At 67.9% G+C, this 18667-nt stretch carries 18 protein-coding genes; 9 read left to right on the top strand and 9 right to left on the bottom strand.

From position 1 onward, the window contains the following. Nucleotides 1-5: 5 nt before the first annotated feature. The 8 genes from K7G81_RS00280 to K7G81_RS00245 all read right to left on the bottom strand — a co-directional run bounded on the left by K7G81_RS00280 (nt 6) and on the right by K7G81_RS00245 (nt 8205). Entirely contained in the window at nt 6-233 is a 228-nt protein-coding gene (locus K7G81_RS00280) for a hypothetical protein (RefSeq protein ID WP_223028758.1), read from the bottom strand. 66 nt (nt 234-299) lie between these two features. Beyond that, nucleotides 300-1619 carry a glycoside hydrolase family 130 protein gene (locus K7G81_RS00275; RefSeq protein ID WP_255586451.1) on the bottom strand — a complete coding sequence of 440 codons (1320 nt, stop codon included), beginning with the start codon at nt 1617-1619 and terminating at the stop codon, nt 300-302. A gap of 14 nt (nt 1620-1633) precedes the next feature. After that, nucleotides 1634-2440, bottom strand: a complete 807-nt coding sequence (locus tag K7G81_RS17940) for a universal stress protein (protein WP_223028757.1) — start codon at nt 2438-2440, stop codon at nt 1634-1636. Between the two features lie 103 nt (nt 2441-2543). Then, nucleotides 2544-3650 (bottom strand): ABC transporter permease, encoded by a 1107-nt coding sequence (locus K7G81_RS00265; RefSeq protein ID WP_223028756.1) that lies wholly within the window; start codon nt 3648-3650, stop codon nt 2544-2546. Next, nucleotides 3647-4777 (bottom strand): ABC transporter permease, encoded by a 1131-nt coding sequence (locus tag K7G81_RS00260; RefSeq protein ID WP_223028755.1) that lies wholly within the window; start codon nt 4775-4777, stop codon nt 3647-3649. The genes K7G81_RS00265 and K7G81_RS00260 overlap by 4 nt, the downstream gene beginning before the upstream one ends. Then, nucleotides 4774-6498, bottom strand: coding sequence for an ATP-binding cassette domain-containing protein (locus K7G81_RS00255; protein WP_223028754.1), 1725 nt, complete (start codon nt 6496-6498; stop codon nt 4774-4776). The genes K7G81_RS00260 and K7G81_RS00255 overlap by 4 nt, the downstream gene beginning before the upstream one ends. A 1-nt stretch (nt 6499) precedes the next feature. Beyond that, entirely contained in the window at nt 6500-7504 is a 1005-nt protein-coding gene (locus K7G81_RS00250) for an HlyD family secretion protein (RefSeq protein WP_223028753.1), read from the bottom strand. Between the two features lie 14 nt (nt 7505-7518). Next, nucleotides 7519-8205 carry an NAD(P)H-dependent oxidoreductase gene (locus tag K7G81_RS00245; protein ID WP_223028752.1) on the bottom strand — a complete coding sequence of 229 codons (687 nt, stop codon included), beginning with the start codon at nt 8203-8205 and terminating at the stop codon, nt 7519-7521. A 289-nt stretch (nt 8206-8494) separates the two neighbouring features. Between K7G81_RS00245 and atpD the strand changes: the two genes are divergently transcribed. From atpD to K7G81_RS00200, 9 genes are read left to right on the top strand one after another with little or no spacing between them, the layout of a single operon-like run. Beyond that, nucleotides 8495-9907 (top strand): F0F1 ATP synthase subunit beta, encoded by a 1413-nt coding sequence (atpD, locus tag K7G81_RS00240; RefSeq protein ID WP_223028751.1) that lies wholly within the window; start codon nt 8495-8497, stop codon nt 9905-9907. Further along, entirely contained in the window at nt 9904-10314 is a 411-nt protein-coding gene (locus K7G81_RS00235) for a F0F1 ATP synthase subunit epsilon (RefSeq protein ID WP_223028750.1), read from the top strand. Before atpD ends, K7G81_RS00235 begins: the two co-directional genes overlap by 4 nt. Continuing rightward, a complete protein-coding gene (locus K7G81_RS00230) occupies nt 10311-10592 on the top strand; it encodes an AtpZ/AtpI family protein (protein ID WP_223028749.1) in 282 nt (93 codons plus the stop codon). The genes K7G81_RS00235 and K7G81_RS00230 overlap by 4 nt, the downstream gene beginning before the upstream one ends. Next, nucleotides 10589-10855 (top strand): N-ATPase subunit AtpR, encoded by a 267-nt coding sequence (locus K7G81_RS00225; RefSeq protein ID WP_223028748.1) that lies wholly within the window; start codon nt 10589-10591, stop codon nt 10853-10855. The genes K7G81_RS00230 and K7G81_RS00225 overlap by 4 nt, the downstream gene beginning before the upstream one ends. Beyond that, a complete protein-coding gene (locus tag K7G81_RS00220; protein WP_223028747.1) occupies nt 10852-11544 on the top strand; it encodes a F0F1 ATP synthase subunit A in 693 nt (230 codons plus the stop codon). The genes K7G81_RS00225 and K7G81_RS00220 overlap by 4 nt, the downstream gene beginning before the upstream one ends. Then, nucleotides 11541-11783, top strand: a complete 243-nt coding sequence (locus K7G81_RS00215) for a F0F1 ATP synthase subunit C (protein ID WP_223028746.1) — start codon at nt 11541-11543, stop codon at nt 11781-11783. Before K7G81_RS00220 ends, K7G81_RS00215 begins: the two co-directional genes overlap by 4 nt. A gap of 1 nt (nt 11784) precedes the next feature. Next, nucleotides 11785-12531: a F0F1 ATP synthase subunit B family protein gene (locus K7G81_RS00210; protein WP_223028745.1), complete on the top strand. Its 747-nt coding sequence runs from the start codon at nt 11785-11787 to the stop codon at nt 12529-12531. Then, nucleotides 12515-14029 carry a F0F1 ATP synthase subunit alpha gene (locus tag K7G81_RS00205; RefSeq protein WP_223028744.1) on the top strand — a complete coding sequence of 505 codons (1515 nt, stop codon included), beginning with the start codon at nt 12515-12517 and terminating at the stop codon, nt 14027-14029. Before K7G81_RS00210 ends, K7G81_RS00205 begins: the two co-directional genes overlap by 17 nt. Then, the gene (locus K7G81_RS00200) at nt 14026-14895 is read left to right on the top strand and encodes a F0F1 ATP synthase subunit gamma (RefSeq protein ID WP_223028743.1); all 870 of its coding nucleotides are present in this window, start codon (nt 14026-14028) and stop codon (nt 14893-14895) included. The genes K7G81_RS00205 and K7G81_RS00200 overlap by 4 nt, the downstream gene beginning before the upstream one ends. Nucleotides 14896-15641: 746 nt before the next feature. Here K7G81_RS00200 and K7G81_RS00195 read toward each other — a convergent pair. After that, the gene (locus K7G81_RS00195) at nt 15642-18407 is read right to left on the bottom strand and encodes a M14 family metallopeptidase (protein ID WP_255586449.1); all 2766 of its coding nucleotides are present in this window, start codon (nt 18405-18407) and stop codon (nt 15642-15644) included. Between the last annotated feature and the right edge of the window lie 260 nt (nt 18408-18667).

Genomic DNA, 18667 nt, shown 5'->3' with positions numbered 1-18667 from the left:
GGGAGTCAGGCGAACAGCGCGTACTCGCCGTCGGTTTCGAGCAGCTCGGGCACGGCGAGCTGGTCATGATCGCCGTGTTCCGGGCGATAAGCGAGGCCGCCGAACCACAGGTCGATGCCGGCGTTCCACCAGGCGGTGCCCGCCGTCAGCGGCAGCAGCCACGCTTCCTCCGCCTTCGCGGCAAGGCGCTCCCACTCGCGGTCGAGCGACGGGGCTTGACGATGATCGGCCATGGCGTTTCCTCCGGTCCTGATCGCGGGAATGACCAGCGGGCGACCGCGATCCCAGTCGTAATATCCCTAATCCATCGCGGCGAGCAGCCGATCGATATCGATCACGGCGAACGCGGTGAAGCTGTCGGCGACGCCGTAGGGCAGCACCAGTCGGCGCCCGGCCGCGAGCGCGCCGCAGCTATAGACGACGTTGGGGACATAGCCGCCGCGCGAGCTCGTTTCCGGCGCGATCAGCGGCTCGCTGGTGCGCGCGAGCAGCCGGGATGGATCGCGCTTGTCGAGCAGGCAGGCGCCGAGGCAATAATTGCGCACCGGTCCGACGCCGTGCGTGACCGCCAGCCATCCCTCGTCAAGCTCGATCGGTGCGCCGCAATTGCCGATCTGGACGAATTCCCACGGCCATCGCGGCCTCACGATCACGGCGCCATGATCCCAGCGATAGAGATCGTTCGATCGCAGCAGCCAGATATTCTCATGGTCCTGCCGGCCAAGCATCGCGTAATAGCCGCCGATCCGGCGCGGGAACAACGCCATCCCCTTGGTCGCGGCGAGCGGTCCTTGCAGCACCGAAAGCTCGATCGACGCGAAGTGGCGGGTGCGCAGCAGCTCCTGGCGGATCGCCTCGCCGCTGAACGCGGTGTAGGTGCCGATATAGCTCTGCGTGCCGTCATCCTCGGTGAACAGGGTGAGGCGGAGATCCTCGACGCCGTGGCGCTGCCGCAGCGTGACCGGGAAGATGACCACCGCCGACAGGTCCGCCGCGTCGCCATAGAATAGTCGCGTGCCGGGATCGTCGGGCGCGGCGCCGGGCAGCGCTTCGATCCGCGGCGAGATGGTCCGCGGGCTGACGGGATCGAGCGTGACGTTTCCATCGGGCGCCACGAGTCCGGTGCGGAAGGTGATCGAGGAAACGTGCCCCTCGCCGACGCCGCGCTGCGACAGCACGATCCGCGTCGCGCCGGCGGGGACGGCCGACTGATCGGGATGCGGCACGATGCTGGGATTGAACAGGGCGGCCGCCTCGAGCGAATATTCCTCGGTGAAATAGGCGCCGACCAGCCGCGCCTGCGCCGCCGACAAAGGCGGGCCGCCATTGGGGGCGATCACGTCGTGGCAGCGGCGATCGAGCACCAGCGCGACATCGTCATGCCGGTCCGCGAGCGACGCGACGACACGTTCGAGGCGCGCCTCGAGCGCCGGCTCGGGCAGCGCAAGCACGCGATCGACGACCTCCGCCACGCGCGACCGATGCGCGGGCGTATCGGCGAACGGATTGTCCGCCGGCGTGAACGGCCGCAGCACCACGCGCGACGGATCGGGCGGCACCGTGAGCGGCAGATGCCTGACCATTTCGGCAGGTGCCGGATCGTCGCCCCCGGACGCCATCGCGGCACGTCGCGTCAATGTGAGAAGAGGACCGGCATCGTCGCACCCGCGATCAGGTCGCGCGTCACGCCGCCGAGCAGCATTTCGCTCAGGCGGGTGCGGCCATAAGCGCCGACGGCGAGAAGGTCGGCGCGCTGCCGATGCGCGAATGCCAGCAGGTGGTCGGTCGGCTCGCCCTTGCCGGCCAGATGATGGCCGGCCGCGCCATGGCCGCGCGCTTGCAGGTGCGCGCACACCGCGTCGAGATCGTGCCGGTCGGCATCGTCGCACACCTCAACGACGTCGAAATAGGTCCGCCGGTCGACCAGCGCCAGCACGTCGTTAAGCGCACGGGCGGCCTCGCGCGAGCCGTTCCAGGCGAGCACGACGGTCGCCGGATGATCGGGAATGCCCGATTCGGGCAGCGCCAACACCGGCCGGCCCGAATGGAGCGCGAGATTTTCGAGCAGGCGGCGCCGGAAGGCCCGATCGGCATAGGCTGCCGGCGGCCCCACCAGCGTCAGGTCGGCGACCCGGGCCTGCGCGACCAGCGCCCTGTCGAGCACGGCCGGTTCGCCTTCGAACGTGCCGACCGAGACCGGAATGCCCTCCCCGGTAAGGCCGGCGACGATCTCCGCCTCCTTTTCCCCGGCACAGCGTTCCAGGTCGGTCGGCAGCGCATAGCCCCCCGCCAGCGCCAGCGACGTTTCCAGCGCATGGACCGGCGCCGCGACCCCGATCCGCAACCGCGCCTCCCGCGCATCGGCAAATCGCTTGGCCTGCGACACGAACGTCGCGTCGGTCGACCCCAGATCGAGAATGGCGAAAATGTCTGCGATCATCTCATCCTCCGCGGCGTTGCCGTGCCGGCGGCACCATATGGCGCGCGGCCGATCGGCGGCGACATCCGCAAATCTACCGAGGTCGCGCCGAAGGACGCATCGGCTATTCCATTCGCGATCGGAACAGCAGCGCCGCCGCGGCCAGGGTGACGGCGGCGATCGCCGCCAGCGGCACCGCGTCGAGCAGGACGACCGATAGCGGCATCCCCTTCAGGAACACCCCTTCCGCGACGACCAGGAAGTGGGTGGCCGGATTGACGAGCGCGACCGCGCGCAGCCAGACCGGCATGTTGTCGACCGGCGTTGCATAGCCCGACAGGATGATCATCGGCACCGTGACCAGAAACATGCCGAGAAACGCCTGCTGCTGCGTCGCCGACAGCGCCGAGACCAGCATCCCCAGCCCGGTCAGCGCCAGCAGATACAGCATTAGCGCGAGATAGAAGCCGATCAGCGAGCCGGTCAGCGGCACCCCGAACACGTTGGGGATCAGGATCACGTAGATCGTCGCGATGATCGTGCCGACGACGATCGGCGGCACCATCTTGCCGATCAGGATCTCGTGGACGCGCAGCGGCGAGACCATGAGCTGGTCGAACGTGCCCAGCTCCCGCTCCCGCGCGACCGATTGCGCGACCACCGACATCGCCGATATCGCGCCGATGATGGCGATCAGGCCAGGCATGGTGAACCAGCGATAATCGAGGTTCGGATTAAACCGGTTGGCAACGATCACGCCGCCCGATGGCGCGCCGTTCGCCGGGCGGATGTCGGCCGCGACGCCGGCGGCGATCGTGCCGACATAGCTGGCGACGATCTGCGCCGCGTTCGAGCGCCGCCCGTCATAGACGGCGCCGATCGCGCCGGTACCGCCCCGCGCGATATCCGCGGAGAAGCTCGACGGAAAGCGCAGCGCGCCGATGATCCGCTGATGGTCGATCGCGCGCCGCAACGCCGCATCCGACCCGAGGCGCATCACCGCCCGCACGTCGGGACTGGCGGCGACCCGTTCGATCATCTCGTGGCTGTAGAAGCCGCTGTCGAGATCGAGCACGCCGATGGTGAAATGCTTCACCTCCAGCGTCGTCGCCATGCCGAACAACAGGAACTGGAGCAAGGGCGGGACGAACAGGATGATCCGGCTGCGCGGATCGCGCAGCACGGCCCACATCTCCTTGACGATGATCGCGCGGAGGCGAGGCCCGATCATGCGATCCGCCGCCGCGTCGCGCGCAGCGCGAGCGCGAAGAACAGCAGTCCGAAGCCGATCAGCACCGCCATGTCCGGCAGGAACAGGCTCCAGTCGTCGCCGGCGACGAACACCGTCTGGAGCTGCGGGATCAGGTAGCGCGCGGGCACCAGATACGTGACCGGCCGCACCCAGGCGGGCATCGACGCGATCTCGAACAGAAAGCCCGACAGCAGCATCGTCGGCAGGAAGGCGGAAAGCAGCGCCACCTGGCTCGCCACGAACTGGTTCCTGGTCGCCGCCGAGATCAGCAGCCCCTGGCCCAGCGCCGGGAACAGGAAGCTCGCGGCAATCGCCAGCAGCGCCAGCGGCGACCCGCGCAGCGGCACCTGGAACACCGTCACCGCCAGCAGCGTGCACAGCGCCATCGAGCCGAGGCCGAGCAGGAAATAGGGAATCACCTTGGTGGCGATGAACTCGCCCATGCCGAGCGGCGTCGCCATGATCGCCTCCAGCGTGCCGCGTTCCCATTCGCGCGCGACCACCAGCGCCGTGAGCAACGTGCCGATGATCGTCATCACCACCGCGATCGATCCGGGCACCAGGAAATAGCGGCTGGTGAGCGCGGGGTTGAACCAGAAACGGTCGACTGTGGCGATCGCGGGCACCGCGCGGCCGCCAGGGTCGCGGTCGGCAGCGCGCTGCCCCGCCCAGATCGCATAGACGCCCCGTGCATAAGCGGCGACGAACGCCGCCATATTGGGGCTCGATCCGTCGGTGATGACCTGGATCGTGCCGCCGCCGCGCGCCGCGTTGCGGCCGAAATCGACCGGAATGACGACGATGCCGCGGATGCGCTGCCGGGCCATGTCGTTGCCCAGCGTCGCGACGTCGCCGACCTCGGCGACGGAGAACCAGCGCGAGGCGCGATAGGCGCTGGCGAGCGATTGCGCGGCGGCGCTGTCGTCCTGCGGCGAAATGCCGATGCGCGTGCGCGGCGTATCGAGATTGACCGCATAGCCGAGCAGGAACAGCAGCAGTAGCGGCATGACGAAGGCGATCAGGAAGGTCGACGGATCGCGCACGATCTGCCGCGTCTCCTTGACCAGCATCGCGACGAGCCGACGGCGATCGAGCGCGCGGCTCATGCCGCCAGCGTCTCATGCCGGGCGTGCTCGCGCGCCTCGATCAGCGCAACGAAGGCATCCTCCATCGTCGCGTCGGCGCGGCCCGAGTGCGCCTTGAGCTCGTCGGGCGTGCCGGTGGCGATCTGGCGCGCGCGGTCGATCAGCGTCACCCGATCGCAATATTCCGCCTCGTCCATGAAATGCGTGGTGACGAGGACGGTCACGCCCTTCTCGACCAGGCCGTTGATATGCGTCCAGAATTCGCGACGGACGATCGGGTCGACGCCCGAGGTCGGCTCGTCGAGGAACAGCACCGGCGGCTGGTGGAGGACCGCGCAGGCCAGCGCGAGCCGCCGCTTGTAGCCGAGCGGAACGGTGCCGGCGTCGATGCCGAGATAACGCTGCAACCCGAGCACTTCGATAGCCCGGTCGATCGCGTCGCGCGCCGCCGCGCCGGCAAGGCCATAGGCGCCAGCGAAGAAGGCGAGGTTCTGCCGCACCGACAGATCGCCGTAGAGCGCGAACTTCTGCGCCATATAGCCGAGCGACTGTCGCGCATCGGCGCGCGCGCGCCGCAGATCGTGACCGGCGACCGCGCCCGAGCCTTCGCTGGGCGTCAGCAAGCCGCAGAGCATCTTGAAGGTGGTCGACTTGCCGGCGCCATTGGGGCCGAGCAGCCCGAAAATCTCGCCGCGCCGCACGGTGAAGGTGATCGCGGCGGCGGCGGTAAAATCACCGAAGCGCCTGGTGAGCGCGCGCGCCTCGATCGCCGGTGCGTCGCCACCGGGGACCGCGGCATAGCCTTCCGCCAATGGCGACGTCCCCGCCGGCCCGCCGCCGAGCAGGTCAATGAAGCCATCCTCGAACCGCGGCCGCACCGATTGCAGCGTCGCGGTATCGGGCAGGCCGATCGCCGCCGGGTCGGGCTGGCCGGCATCGGGCTTCAGCATCAGGCGGACGGCGTCGCCCTGGATCGTCCCGTCCTCGACCATCGCCGAATCGAGCGCGCGGTGCAGCGCGGCGCGGCGCCCGGCTTCGGGCACGGCGGCGCGGAACACGCGTCCGGCGGCGCGGCCGGTCAGATCGCCGGGCGGCCCGGCATAGAGGCATTTGCCGTGGTTGATCAGCGTCACGGTGTCGCACTTCTCGGCCTCGTCGAGATAGGCAGTCGACCACAGCACGCCGATCCCCTCCCCCGCGAGCGCCTTCACCATCGCCCACAATTCGCGCCGCGAGACGGGGTCGACGCCGACACCCGGCTCGTCGAGCAGCAACAGCCTCGGCGCCCGGACCATCGCGCAGGCTAGCCCCAGCTTCTGCTTCATCCCGCCCGACAATCGCCCGGCGAGCCGATCGGTGAAGCCGCCGAGATCGGTGAAATCGAGCAATCTGGCCGAACTCGCCGGCCATTCCGCCTCGGGCAGCCCGCGCAGCTCGGCGAACAGCCGCAGGTTCTCGATCACCGTCAGGTCCTCATAGAGGCCGAAGCGTTGCGGCATGTAGCCGATCATCGCCCGATCGACCGCGCCCGCCGGCTGGCCGAACACGCGAACCTCGCCGGCATCGGCATCGACCAGGCCGGCAAGGATGCGGATCAGCGTCGTCTTGCCGGCGCCGTCGGGGCCGATCAGCCCGGTCATCCTGCCCGGTTCGATGGCGATCGATGCGCCGTCCAGCGCCGGTGGCGCATCGCGGCCGAACCGCTTGACGACCCCCTCGGAGCTGGCAACGGGGGCGGCCATGTCAGCGCGTCGCCGCCGGCCGAGCGTCGGCGACGGTCACGGTGACGGGGGCGCCCTGGCGCAGCGCGTCGTCGGGATCGGTGATGATGACGCGGAACCGATAGACGAGGTCGGTGCGCAGCGTGTCGGTCTCGACCGTCTTGGGCGTGAATTCGGCGGTCGAGGCGATGAAGCCGATCGTGCCGTGATAGGTTCTGGCGATGCCGTCGGCCGTCACCGTCACCTTCGTGCCCGGCGCGATTCGGCCGAGATCGGGCTCGCCGACATAGGCGCGGATGCGGATCGGGCGGTCAATCGTCTCGGTCAGCACCGTCTCGCCGGGCTGGACGATCGCGCCCGGTTCCTTGGCGCGGGTGAGAATCACCCCGGCAACGGGCGCGCGCAGCGTGGCGTCGGCAAGATCGGTCGCCGCCTTGTCGCTGAGCGCCGTCGCCTGGCGAAACTGCGCGTCCGCCGCGCTGATGTCCTCGCGCCGCGCGCCGACGCGCATCAGCGACAGCGCCGCGCGCGCCGCCGCGACCTCGGCATCGGCGCTGCGCGCCTGCGCCTGGGCGGTATCGTACAAGGCCTGACTGACCGCGCCGGATTGCACCAGTTCAGCGCGGCGGTGATATTCGGCCGTCGCCTGCACGGCGGCGGCCTGCGCCGACGTCAGCCGCGCCTCGGCCTGGGCGATATCCTGCGGGCGATTGCCGTTGCGCAGCTTGTCGAGCGCGGCCGCTGCCGCTGCCTCTTGCGCGCGGGCGGCGGCGGCGGCATCGTTCAGCGGGCCGGGATCGAGCCGCGCCAGCATCGTGCCCGGCGCGATCCGCATGCCCTCGTCAACCGGCATATCGGCGATCCGCCCGCCGACGCGGAAGCCGAGATCGACCTCGCGAATATCGACATTGCCGTGAACGACCAGCGCCGTGGCCGGTCGTCTGGCCAGCACGCCGCGCAATGTGAGGCCGCCCGCCAACGCGATCGCCGCCACAGCGATAACCGCGATGATTGCCGGCCGTCGCACGCCCCCCGCCCCCGTCAGTCGCGGGCGGCCATGCGCCCGGCCCGGCTCTCGTCGAGCAGCGTCGCGCACGCCTGGCGCGCGGCCTCGTGCACGCGCTCGACCTGCTCGGCGGCGTAGCGGGGGCTGAGACGCGGGACGACATTGTCGATGGAGAGATGCTGGCTGTCGCGCATCCCGAAGCCCCGCTCGAGATAGACGTCGAACCCTTCGCGCAGCGACAGCATCTGGCCGCGCTCGTGCAGCCAGGGGATCGACGTGCCCGACGTGGTGATCGACAGCAATCGCTTGCCGCGCAGATGGCCCTGGCCTGCGCCCTCGCGAAACTGCCGGAAGCTGTAATCGGCGCCCAGCACGCGATCGACATAGCCCTTGAGGATCGCCGGCGGCCCGCCGAACCAGATCGGATAGACCAGCACCAGAATCGCGCTGACGGCGAGCAGATCGATTTCCGCGCGGACGTCGGCTGCGATATCGACGGCCCGATCGCCCGGGCGTTCGCCGGCCTTTAGAACCGGATCGAACCCGATCGCATTGAGGTCGCGGAGCGTCGCGCGTTGACCGCAGGTTTCGACCGTCGTCGCATAGGCATCGGCGAGCCCGTGATCGAAACTTGCCGGCTCGGGATTGGCGAGAACGACCAGATGGTGCGGCGGGGTGGTCTGGCCCGATGCCTCGGCCGGCCGGGATGGTGCTTCGATCACAGGCTTGCTCCAGCGATTTGGAATGGCCCCCTGATCGCCCGTCCGGCCAGTCACCGACATGAGTATTGCTACGTAGTCGCGATCTCCCAGTCGGCGCCGCGGCCACGTGTTTGCCGAAAAAGTGCAAGCGCTGGCGGCGGGATCGTCGCCCACGCCTCAGGGATTCCCCTAATCGAGTCCCACCCGGGACGCCGCCATAGACGAACCGAATGTTCACCGAGATCGCCATGAGACGAGACGACGAATTGCAGCAGACGCGCTATAGCGGCGCGATCGAGCCGGCGCCGAGATGACCGCGACGGCTGCACAATTACCGACCGGCCGGGTCGCCGCGATACGCGGGCCGGTTGTCGATATCGACTTTGCCGACGGCGTCCTGCCGCCGGTCAACGACGCGCTTCTCATCGCCGCACCGCACGGCGCGCTGGTCGCCGAGGTGCAGAGCCATGTTGACGAGCGCAGCGTCCGCGCCGTCGCGTTGCAGGCTACCGAAGGGCTGGCGCGCGGGATCGCGGTGACGGCAACCGGCGCGCCGATCGCGGTGCCGGTGGGCGATGCTGTGCTCGGCCGGCTGCTGACGCCGACCGGGGCGATCGGCGACGGCGGCGACGCCCTGCCGGCAGATGTGCCGCGGCGCCCGGTCCACCGCGCGCCGCCGCCGCTCGACCAGCAGAGCGCCGCCACGCACATCTTCGAGACCGGGATCAAGGTGATCGATTTGCTTGCCCCGCTCGCGCAGGGCGGCAAGGCAGCGATGTTCGGCGGCGCCGGCGTCGGCAAGACGGTGCTGGTGATGGAGCTGATCAACGCGATGGCCGCGCGCTACGAGGGCGTGTCGGTGTTCGCCGGGATCGGTGAGCGCTCGCGCGAGGGGCATGAACTGCTCACAGAGATGCGTCACTCGGGCGTGATCGACAAGACGGTGCTGGTGTTCGGGCAGATGAACGAGCCGCCCGGCGCACGCTGGCGAGTGGGGCTGACCGCGCTCACTGTCGCCGAGCATTTCCGCGACGAGCAGAAGAAGAACGTGCTGCTGTTGATGGATAACGTTTTCCGCTTCGTGCAGGCGGGGAGCGAGGTGTCGGGCCTGCTCGGGCGATTGCCGTCGCGGGTCGGCTACCAGCCGACATTGGCGAGCGAGGTCGCCGCGTTGCAGGAACGGATCGCCTCGGTGCATGGCGCATCGGTGACGGCGATCGAGGCGGTCTATGTGCCCGCCGACGATTTCACCGATCCCGCCGTCACCGCGATCTCGGCGCATCTCGATTCGATCGTGCTGCTGTCGCGCGGCATGGCCGCAGAGGGCATGTATCCCGCGGTCGATCCGCTCGGCTCCTCGTCGATCCTGCTCGATCCGCTGGTGGTCGGCGACGACCATTATGCGCTGGCGCAGAAGGCGCGCGAGACGCTTGCCCATTATCGCGAGCTGCAGGACATCATCTCGCTGCTCGGCATCGAGGAACTGGGGCAGCAGGACCGGCTGATCGTCGGGCGGGCGCGGCGGCTGCAGCGCTTCCTGACCCAGCCCTTCGTCGTCACTCAGGCCTTCACCGGGCAGGCCGGCCGGTCGGTGTCGCTGGCCGACACCCTGGCCGGCGTCCGCGCGATCCTCGACGGCGAGGCGGACGACTGGCCGGAAAGCGCCTTGTACATGGTGGGCGACATCGCCGAAGCGCGCGCCAGGGCAGCGGCAAAGCCATGAAGCTGCGCATCACCGATCCCTTGCAGATCGTCGTCGATCGCGATGTGGCGTCGGTGCGCGCCGAGGATGCGAGCGGCAGTTTCGGCATCCTGCCCGGCCATGCCGATTTTCTGACCGCGCTCGATATCTCAGTGGTGTCCTGGCGCGATGCTGTGGGAACGCCGGGCTATTGCGCCGTGCGCAACGGCATCCTGCGCGTGAGCGGCGGCGACAGCGTGGCGATCGCGACGCGCGAGGCCCATGCCGGCGACGATCTCGACCAACTCGAAGCCGTCGTGCTGGCCGGCTACCGCCGCCATGTCGAGACCGAGCGCAGCGAGCGCGCGGCGGCGGCGAAGCTGCGCATGCAGGCGATCCGCCGCATGGTCGCGGCGCTCGACGGCCGGCTGCCGGAGGTCGGCGCATGACCAAACCCTCCCGCCCCGCCCTCGACCGCCTGCTCGACGCGGTGCGGCTGCGCGCGCGCCGACAGCGCGAGGCGGACGGCGTTCCCTCGCTGGCGTCGGGGCTGGGGCGGATCGGCGTGCTCGGCTGGCAGATCGTCATCCCCGCGCTGATCGGCCTCGCCATCGGCCGCTGGCTCGATCACCGTTTCGGCACCGTCATCTTCTGGACCGCGCCGTTGCTCATTCTCGGCGTCGCACTCGGCTGCTGGTCGGGCTGGGCATGGATCAAGCGGCAATGACGCTGGTCCGGCTCCTGCTGTTCGCGCTGCTGGGCGGCGGTGCCGGCGCCGGCCACTTCGCGGCGCTCGGGCGCAGCGTCGATGTGCTGGTGCGCGGAGGACCGCCCTTGGCGTCGATCGCTCTGTTGCTCGGGCGCGTGACGTTGACCGGCGGGGTATTGGCGCTCGCGGCGCTCAACGGCTGGCCGGCGCTGCTGGCCGCCTTCGCCGGATTTCTCGCCGCACGCCAGGCGATGATGCGGCGCGCCGGGGAAGGGCGGTGAAGATCGCGTCGCCACTCGAACAGCATGTACTGTTCACCCTCGGCCCGGTGCCGGTCACCCAGCCGGTGGTGACGACCTGGGCGATCATGGCCGCGCTGGTGCTGGGCTGCTGGGCGGTGACGCGACGGCTGACGCGAGAACCCGGCAAGCCGCAGGCGCTGATGGAACTGGTCGTCGATACCATCGCCGGACAGGTCCGCGAGACAATGAGGGGCGACCCCGATCGTTATCTGCCGCTGATCGGCACCTTGTTTCTCTTCCTGCTGGTGGCGAACTGGTCGTCGCTGATCCCCGGCGTCGAGCCGCCCACCGCCACGATCGAGACCGACGCCGCGCTGGCGCTGATCGTGTTCGTCGCGATGATCTGGTTCGGCATCAGAGCGCGCGGCGCGCGCGGCTATCTGAAGAGCTTCACGCAGCCGACGATCTTCATGGCGCCGATCAACGTCGTGGAATTGTTCACGCGCAGTTTCTCGCTGATGGTCCGCCTGTTCGGCAACGTAATGAGCGGGGCATTCATGATCGGCGTGGTGCTGAGCCTCGCCGGGCTGCTCGTCCCGATCCCGCTGATGGCGCTCGAAATGCTGACCGGCGCCGTCCAGGCCTACATCTTCGCCGCGCTAGCGATGGTATTCATCGGCAGCGCCGTCAGCGAAGCCAATTCGTCACCAAGGGAAGCATCGACATGAACTGGATCCACCTCGTCAGCATCATCGGCGCGGCCGCCGCCGTCGCCATCGGATCGATCGGCCCCGCGCTGGGCGAAGGCCGCGCGGTCTCCGCCGCAATGGACGCGATCGCCCGCCAACCGGAGGCCGCCAATACCGTCTCGCGGACCCTGTTCGTCGGCCTGGCGATGATCGAGACGATGGCGATCTACTGCCTGGTCGTCGCCTTGCTGCTGCTGTTCGCCAACCCCTATTCCTGACATGCGTATCGACTGGTGGACGCTGGCGCTGCAGGCGATCAACGTCCTGATCCTGATCTGGCTGCTGACGCGCTTTCTTTACCGCCCGGTGATGCGCGCGATCGCCGACCGCCAGGCCGCGGCGACGAAGCTGCTCGCCGATGCCGCTGCGGCCAAGCAAGCCGCCACCGAGACGCAAGCGAAGCTCGAGGCGCAGGATCACGCCTTCGCAGCGGAGGCCGACAAGCGCCGCACGGCGCTGCATAGCGAACTAGACGCCGAGCGCGCCACCATGCTCGCCAAGGCCAAGGCCGATGGCGACGCGCTGATCGCAGACGCGCGCAAGACCGCGGCAGCCGATCAGGCGCGGCTGGAAGCCACCCTGCAGGCGAAAGCCGGCGATCTGGCCGGCCGCATGACCGCCAAGCTGCTCGAGCGGTTGCCGCCGGCGGTGACCACCGACGCGTTGTTCGCAGCGCTGATCGACCTCATCCGCGCGCTGCCGGAAGACGAGCGCAAGACGCTCTCCCGCGAACCGCTCACCGTCGTCACCCCCGCCGTGCTCGATGCCCAGGCCCGCGCGCGCTACACGAAGGGACTCGAGGCCAATCTGCCGGGGATGCCGAAACCGCACTTTGCCGTTGATCCCGCGCTGATCGCCGGCTTCGAGCTCTGGGGCCCGCATGCGCTGGTCCACAACAGCTGGCGCGCCGATCTCGACCGGCTCCTCGCCGCCCTGAAGGAAGGCGATCATGCCGAGCGCCGCTGACGCCTGGCTCGCCCGCGCCGAGCGCCACGTGGCCGACGCCACGATCGGCGCCGCGCTGCACGAGACCGGCCGGGTCGAGACGATCGGCGACGGGGTGGCGATGATCTCGGGGCTTGCCGGCGCGCGGCTCGGCGAATTGCTGCGGTTCGCCCGCGGCCAATCTGGCTTCGTCCATGCGCTCGACCGCGATCGCATTGGCTGCGTGCTGCTGGACGATGCCGAGGGCGTGGAGGCGGGCGATCGCGTCAGCGGCACCGGCGAAGTCGTCCGTGTGCCGGTCGGGCCGGGACTGCTCGGGCGGGTGGTCGATCCACTCGGACGGCCGCTCGACGACGGCCCCGCCATCACCGCCGAGCGGTTCGATCCGATCGAGCGGCCAGCGCCGGCGATCATCGAGCGCGACCTCGTCACGCAGCCGGTGCAGACCGGCCTGCTGGTCGTCGATGCGATGTTCGCATTGGGCCGCGGTCAGCGCGAACTGATTCTCGGCGATCGCGCTACCGGCAAGACCGCGCTGGCAATCGACACGATCATCAATCAACGCACCAGCGACATCGTCTGCGTCTATGTCGCGATCGGCCAGAAAACCTCGAGCGTCGCGCGGGTGATCGAACAGGTCCGCCGCCACGGCGCACCGGAACGGGCAATTTTCGTCGTCGCCAGCCCGGCCTCGCCCGCCGGCCTGCAATGGGTCGCCCCCTTCGCGGCGGTCACCATCGCCGAATATTTTCGCGACACCGGCGGCCACGCGCTCGTGGTTCTCGACGACCTGACCAAGCACGCCGCGACGCATCGCGAGATCGCGCTGCTCACCGGCCAGTCGCCGGGGCGCGAGGCCTATCCAGGCGACGTCTTCTATCTCCACTCGCGCCTGCTCGAGCGTGCCGCCAGACTGGCGCCCGCCCGTGGCGGCGGCTCGCTCACCGCGCTGCCGGTGGCGGAAACCGATGCCGGCAATGTCAGCGCCTATATCCCGACCAACCTGATCTCGATCACCGACGGCCAGATCGTGCTCGACGCCAGGCTGTTCGCCGACGGGCAGAAACCGGCGGTCGATGTCGGGACCAGCGTCAGCCGGGTCGGCGGCAAGACGCAGGTGCCCGCGCTGCGCGAGACGACCGGCACCCTGCGGCTCGATTATGCGCAATTCCTCGAGCTGGAGATATTCACGCGCTTCGGTGAGCAGCCCGAGCCCGGCGTGAAAGCGCGCATCGAGCGCGGCCGGCGGCTGCGCGCGCTGTTGATCCAGCCGCAATACCGCCCGTTGCGCGTCGTTGATCAAGTCGCGCTCGCCCTCGCGCTGAGCGCAGGCCTGTTCGACGCTATCGACGCCGACGCGATTGCTGCCGTCCGCGCGGCGCTGCCGGCCTGGCTCGACGCGAATGCCGCCTCCGTCGTTCAGCGCATAGCCGCGAGCGGCGAGGTCACCGAGGCGGACCGAGCGGCTTTGAAGGCGGCGGTGGCAGCGCTGATCGAGCATCGGACGCAGGCCGCATGAGCGACCGCCTCGCCGAGGTCCGCGAGCGCATCGTCGCTGCGCAACAACTCGGCGCCGTGGTCAATGCAATGCGCGGCATGGCCGGCGCACGGGCTCAGCATGCACGGGCACTGATCCCGGCGATCCGCGACTATGCGCTGACTGCCGCACAGGCGATCGCCGATACCCGGCGATCTGCCGGCGCCGCTCCGCCCGCCCCGACGAACCGCGATGAACGCCCTGTCATCATCGTGTTCGGCGCCGAGGAAGGCTTTGCAGGCGCCTTCACGGAGAGGGTCGTTTCGGCAGCGGAAGGCGCGTTCGCGACGAGCGACGTGTTCCTGATCGGCAGCCGCGCGACGGCAAAGCTCGCGGAAAGAGGGATGCAGCCCGCCTGGAGCGCGGCGCTGCCCAGCCACCCCGCCTCGCTTCCGGCGACCGCGATGGCGACCATCGACGCACTCTATGCGCATCTCGCCCGCAGCGGCGCCAGCGTCGTCGCGCTCATCTTCCCGCGCTGGCAGCCCGGCCGCGCGGCGACCGTCATCCGGCGGACGTTGCTGCCGTTCGACGCGAGCCTGATCGCCACGTCCGGGTCGGCGCAATCGCCGCTGACCAATCTCCCGCCCGGACAATTGATCGAGGCGCTTGTCGAGGAATACCTCTTCGCGCAGCTCTGCGAAGCCGCGGTCGAGGCGTTCGCCGCGGAGAACGAGGCCCGCATGGCGGCAATGGCCGCCGCGAAATCCAACATCGACGGCCGGCTCGTTACCCTGCGGGCCGAAGAACGGCTGGTTCGCCAGGAAACCATCACTGCGGAAGTCGTCGAACTCACCGCCGGCGTGCGCGCCCGCCTATCGACCCAGCGACGTGCTGGCACGCGCTAGCGGTGGGACCAGAGGGGAGTGACGCCCACACCGCCAGATCGACGCCGCAAGCATACGCCGCCGGCGCTAGCCGCCGGCGACATCATGCGGGCCGCATGTCCCGCCTCGCATCAGCGATCGCAACCCGAGAGGGCCGAGACGCCTCAGCGGCTCGGTGCCGCGCAGTGGCATAGAGCGCGGTCGCACCGAAGGGGCGAGATGCAAGTCTCAAGAAACTTCGACCGGAGATGCTCGACGACAAAGACGGTCAAGCGCCGTCAATTTACGTAGAAAACGACCGAGATGTCGGACGTACCAGACGGCAAACCGGCATCCAGCTTCGCGCCCCTATTCGGCCACTCATGCGAGTCTGGACTGATCCTGAGAGCGGACACGGTCAGTCCTCGCCCCCCCAAAATGGAATGGCAGTTCAAATCTCTCTCGGCCGGCCACTTCGGAACAAAATTGGGCACGCCTAGGGGTATCCGATTTTACGCCAGAGCTGAGATCGCGACCAGGGTTCGGAGCAGATTGCTCTTGGCCCCCATGAGGCGGACCTCCTTGTCCTGGACCTCGCCCCGTTGCGCGAGCAGCCGGAGGTGGTCGCGACGGTAGCCGCCCCCGCCGAGGTGCATCCACTCGGGCGATACGGCGAGCCGGACAGCAGCTATCCAGACAAGCGTGGTTCTTTGGCGGCCGTGAAGGAAGCTTGCATCACGCGATCGCCCGAGGTTCCATTTTTCTCCGGCGATCGGTGCCTGGTTCGTCTATCGCGACCCGCTTACCGCCGGGCCATAATACAAGCCGTTGAATAGCAGCTTGAACGTGGCCCAGCTCTGGCCGCGCTGGTTCACTTCCGGGCCCATCATGAACAGCTTGCCTTGCCCCAGCGAAATATCGAGCACGGCGTCGGTGCCGTCGAGATGCTCCTGACCCCAGGCCCAGCCGGAACGGAGCACGTCTTTGCCGGAGAACCAGGAGACGGGTTTAATGTTCGCTGCATCACCGGCGAGCCTGAACGTCGGGTTGTTGTCGTAGAACATGTCGACGCTATCGGGCATGCCATAGGCCAGCGGTTCCGACGAATCCGTCCTTGCCGCCAATAGTGACCCCGGAATATAAAATTTGGTGGTCGGCAAAGGGGCAGGCTTTCCATCCGGCCCCGGCGCGGTCAACGCATCGGCGATCGGCAGGCCCATCTGGAGGGCGAGCTTGTTCGAATCGCCTACGGTGATGACCGAGCCGCCGCTCTTGATGAACTGCTCGATGCGCGGGAGCGTCTTTTGCACGGTGACGTTGCCGAGCCACGAGCGATATTCGGCGGGAATGTCTTCCGGTTTGGGCTGGGGCACGATGAACGGCCCGGCCTTGTTCTCGCGATAGACGCTGCCCGGAAAGACGAGGACGTCGAAATCCTTGTTCAAATCCCCCTTGTCGAGGCGCTGCGGATAGATCCGTTTATAGGGAAATTCGAACTGATCGAACAACCAGCGAGTCCAGCCCGAGGGCATCGAGCCGCCATAGACGTCGACCAGCCCGATTCGAACGGGCTTGAGCGGTATCGTGCCGACCGAGGGTTTGGCGGCGACGGCGTGGGCGTCGACACCCAGCGACCGAACGGCATCGGTGATGATCGCCCTGGCCTTGGCGGATGCCGGCACCCAGATCGCGCCGGCCTGGAATTGCCGTCCGTCTTCGGTCATCGGTGTCTTTAGCCAGGAAACGGGCAGGCCGGCCTTCATCAGCCGATTGGTGACGATGAAGGCGTTGTTGGTTTCGTGGCTGAGCAGCCATCCCGCGCCGCCGGTACCCGTCATTTGGCCCGGGGGTGGTGCGATCAGCCCGTCGACGGGGGTGAAGGGGCCATCGAATCCATCGAGGATGCGTTCGAATTTCACGCCCATCTGGAGGGCAAGGGTGTAGCCGGTCGAATCGTAGGGAGGGATTGGCGGGCCGCCTGGATACGCAAAATCCTGGGGATGGTTCTGCGGCTCGAACATGTCGAGGATGTGCGGCCGGTAAGCCTGATCGGCCATCACCACGAAGGAACCCGCGCCATATTGCTTGCCGGCGACGGTGAAAGGCTTGTCGGCACGTTCCACCTCGACCCCGTTCTTGATCAGCGCGTCGAGGAATTTCACCGCGGTCGGCAGGTCGGGCTGGTCTGCCGGAATGATATAGCCGCGCGGATCGCGGTGCGCGGGATCGTGCAGCACCTTGTCGTAAAGCGTGGGGTCGACCGTCTCGCCCTTGCGGAACCAGGACGCGCCGCCGACTTTCTGATAGCCACCTTCGGCCTTTGCGGCATCCTCGAGCGCGGTGATCCGCTTGGGCGTGATCGTCCAGGAATCCTCCGAGCCCTGTTTGATCTCGTCGGCGCCCATCCGATAGATGTTGAACAGCAACCGCTGCCGGTTGCGCGAGGCGTAATCGAGCACGGCGCGATCCATCGACAGTGAATAGGCGATCGACTGGCTCAGGTGCCAGGTCTGCGGCTTGACAGGATCGGGCAGATCGTTGTGGGGAAGCTGGTTGTCCGGCTTCAGCGGCAACTCGATCGGCGTCGGGTTGCCGATGATTTCGGTGAGCAGGCCGATCGAATTGTGGAAATAGGAAACCGTCCGCAGACTGCCGTTGAACCAGGTCGAATAAGTAGCCCCGCTGCGCATGGTGGAGCCGGGCTTGTGTTCCGAGACCAGCCGACTGTGCATGGTCATGCCGACCTCGGCCATTTCCGTCATGACCAGAGGATCATAATTGTAATTAAATGGATCGCGGAACGGCGGCATGAATACCACCGCGCCGGTCGGCCCCGGCTGATGGTGGTTGTAGATGATCTGTGGAAACCATTCGCGGAAAGCGACATTGAGAATGTTCGTGGTTTCCGGCTGGTTGCCCATGTAGAAATCGCGATTGTTGTCGTGGCCTATGTATTTCTGCCACAGCCGCGGCGTCTGCGAATTGGCCGAATAGCCTTCCGGGCGCATGCCGACTTCGCGCTTCTTCGGATCGGCGACGCGCATATACCAATCGACGTTGAGATCCTGGCCATCGGGATTGTCCTGCACGAACAGAATGATGTCGTCATTCAGGATGCGCAGCCATTCCGGATCGTTGTCCGCCGCCGCCTTGTAGACGGCCTGCATCAGTGCTTGCGCGGGAACCACCTCGTTGGCGTGCAGGCCGCCGTCGATCCACACGACGGCCTTGCCCTTTTCCGCCAGCGCCTGCGCTTCGTTGTCGGTCAGCCCCTTGGCCTGGGCCAGGCGACGGGCGATATCGCGATACTCGTCGAGATGACGCATGTTCTCGGGTGAAGAGGCGATCATCATATATTGCCGCCGGCCCTCGGCGGTTGCGCCGATATCGACCATTTTCAGGCGATCGGATTCGGCCGCGAGCTTCTTCCAGTAATCGACGAGTTGTGCATAGCTGGCGAGATAATAATCCTCGCCGATATGGTGCCCCAGCTGTTCCTCCGGCGTGGTGATATGCGGCGCCTGCGCCGCTGCGGGAGTGGCAAGACTGGCCAAGGCGGCGGCTGCGACGGAAGCTAACAACGTATAGCGCATCTGACGATCACCCCTCTGTTTTACGGCAAGCGGCTCTCACGTCCGCCATCACCTCCTTTTCAAAACGCAAAAGGGCGACGTTACCTCATCTCACGACCGCAATTTCAGGGCGATGGCGCGGGCTCGAGCGGAAAATGCGATCCGGCGCTGAGGGGGAAATGCTCGACCGCGTCTTGATCGTCGCCGGGGATCACGCATGGTGGAGCCGGCGTTCGACTTCG

Source organism: Hephaestia mangrovi (assembly GCF_019880555.1).
In the GTDB taxonomy this organism is placed as follows: Bacteria; Pseudomonadota; Alphaproteobacteria; order Sphingomonadales; family Sphingomonadaceae; genus Sphingomonas; species Sphingomonas mangrovi.
This window is presented reverse-complemented; position numbering and strand designations above follow the sequence as displayed.

What these genes read in the sequence shown, in the direction of transcription:
- K7G81_RS00280 (WP_223028758.1), bottom strand. Translation starts at nt 233, where the DNA reads ATGGCCGATCATCGTCAAGCCCCGTCGCTCGACCGCGAGTGGGAGCGC.
- K7G81_RS00275 (WP_255586451.1), bottom strand. Translation starts at nt 1,619, where the DNA reads ATGGCGTCCGGGGGCGACGATCCGGCACCTGCCGAAATGGTCAGGCAT.
- K7G81_RS17940 (WP_223028757.1), bottom strand. Translation starts at nt 2,440, where the DNA reads ATGATCGCAGACATTTTCGCCATTCTCGATCTGGGGTCGACCGACGCG.
- K7G81_RS00265 (WP_223028756.1), bottom strand. Translation starts at nt 3,650, where the DNA reads ATGATCGGGCCTCGCCTCCGCGCGATCATCGTCAAGGAGATGTGGGCC.
- K7G81_RS00260 (WP_223028755.1), bottom strand. Translation starts at nt 4,777, where the DNA reads ATGAGCCGCGCGCTCGATCGCCGTCGGCTCGTCGCGATGCTGGTCAAG.
- K7G81_RS00255 (WP_223028754.1), bottom strand. Translation starts at nt 6,498, where the DNA reads ATGGCCGCCCCCGTTGCCAGCTCCGAGGGGGTCGTCAAGCGGTTCGGC.
- atpD (WP_223028751.1), top strand. Translation starts at nt 8,495, where the DNA reads ATGACCGCGACGGCTGCACAATTACCGACCGGCCGGGTCGCCGCGATA.
- K7G81_RS00235 (WP_223028750.1), top strand. Translation starts at nt 9,904, where the DNA reads ATGAAGCTGCGCATCACCGATCCCTTGCAGATCGTCGTCGATCGCGAT.
- K7G81_RS00230 (WP_223028749.1), top strand. Translation starts at nt 10,311, where the DNA reads ATGACCAAACCCTCCCGCCCCGCCCTCGACCGCCTGCTCGACGCGGTG.
- K7G81_RS00225 (WP_223028748.1), top strand. Translation starts at nt 10,589, where the DNA reads ATGACGCTGGTCCGGCTCCTGCTGTTCGCGCTGCTGGGCGGCGGTGCC.
- K7G81_RS00215 (WP_223028746.1), top strand. Translation starts at nt 11,541, where the DNA reads ATGAACTGGATCCACCTCGTCAGCATCATCGGCGCGGCCGCCGCCGTC.
- K7G81_RS00210 (WP_223028745.1), top strand. Translation starts at nt 11,785, where the DNA reads ATGCGTATCGACTGGTGGACGCTGGCGCTGCAGGCGATCAACGTCCTG.
- K7G81_RS00205 (WP_223028744.1), top strand. Translation starts at nt 12,515, where the DNA reads ATGCCGAGCGCCGCTGACGCCTGGCTCGCCCGCGCCGAGCGCCACGTG.
- K7G81_RS00200 (WP_223028743.1), top strand. Translation starts at nt 14,026, where the DNA reads ATGAGCGACCGCCTCGCCGAGGTCCGCGAGCGCATCGTCGCTGCGCAA.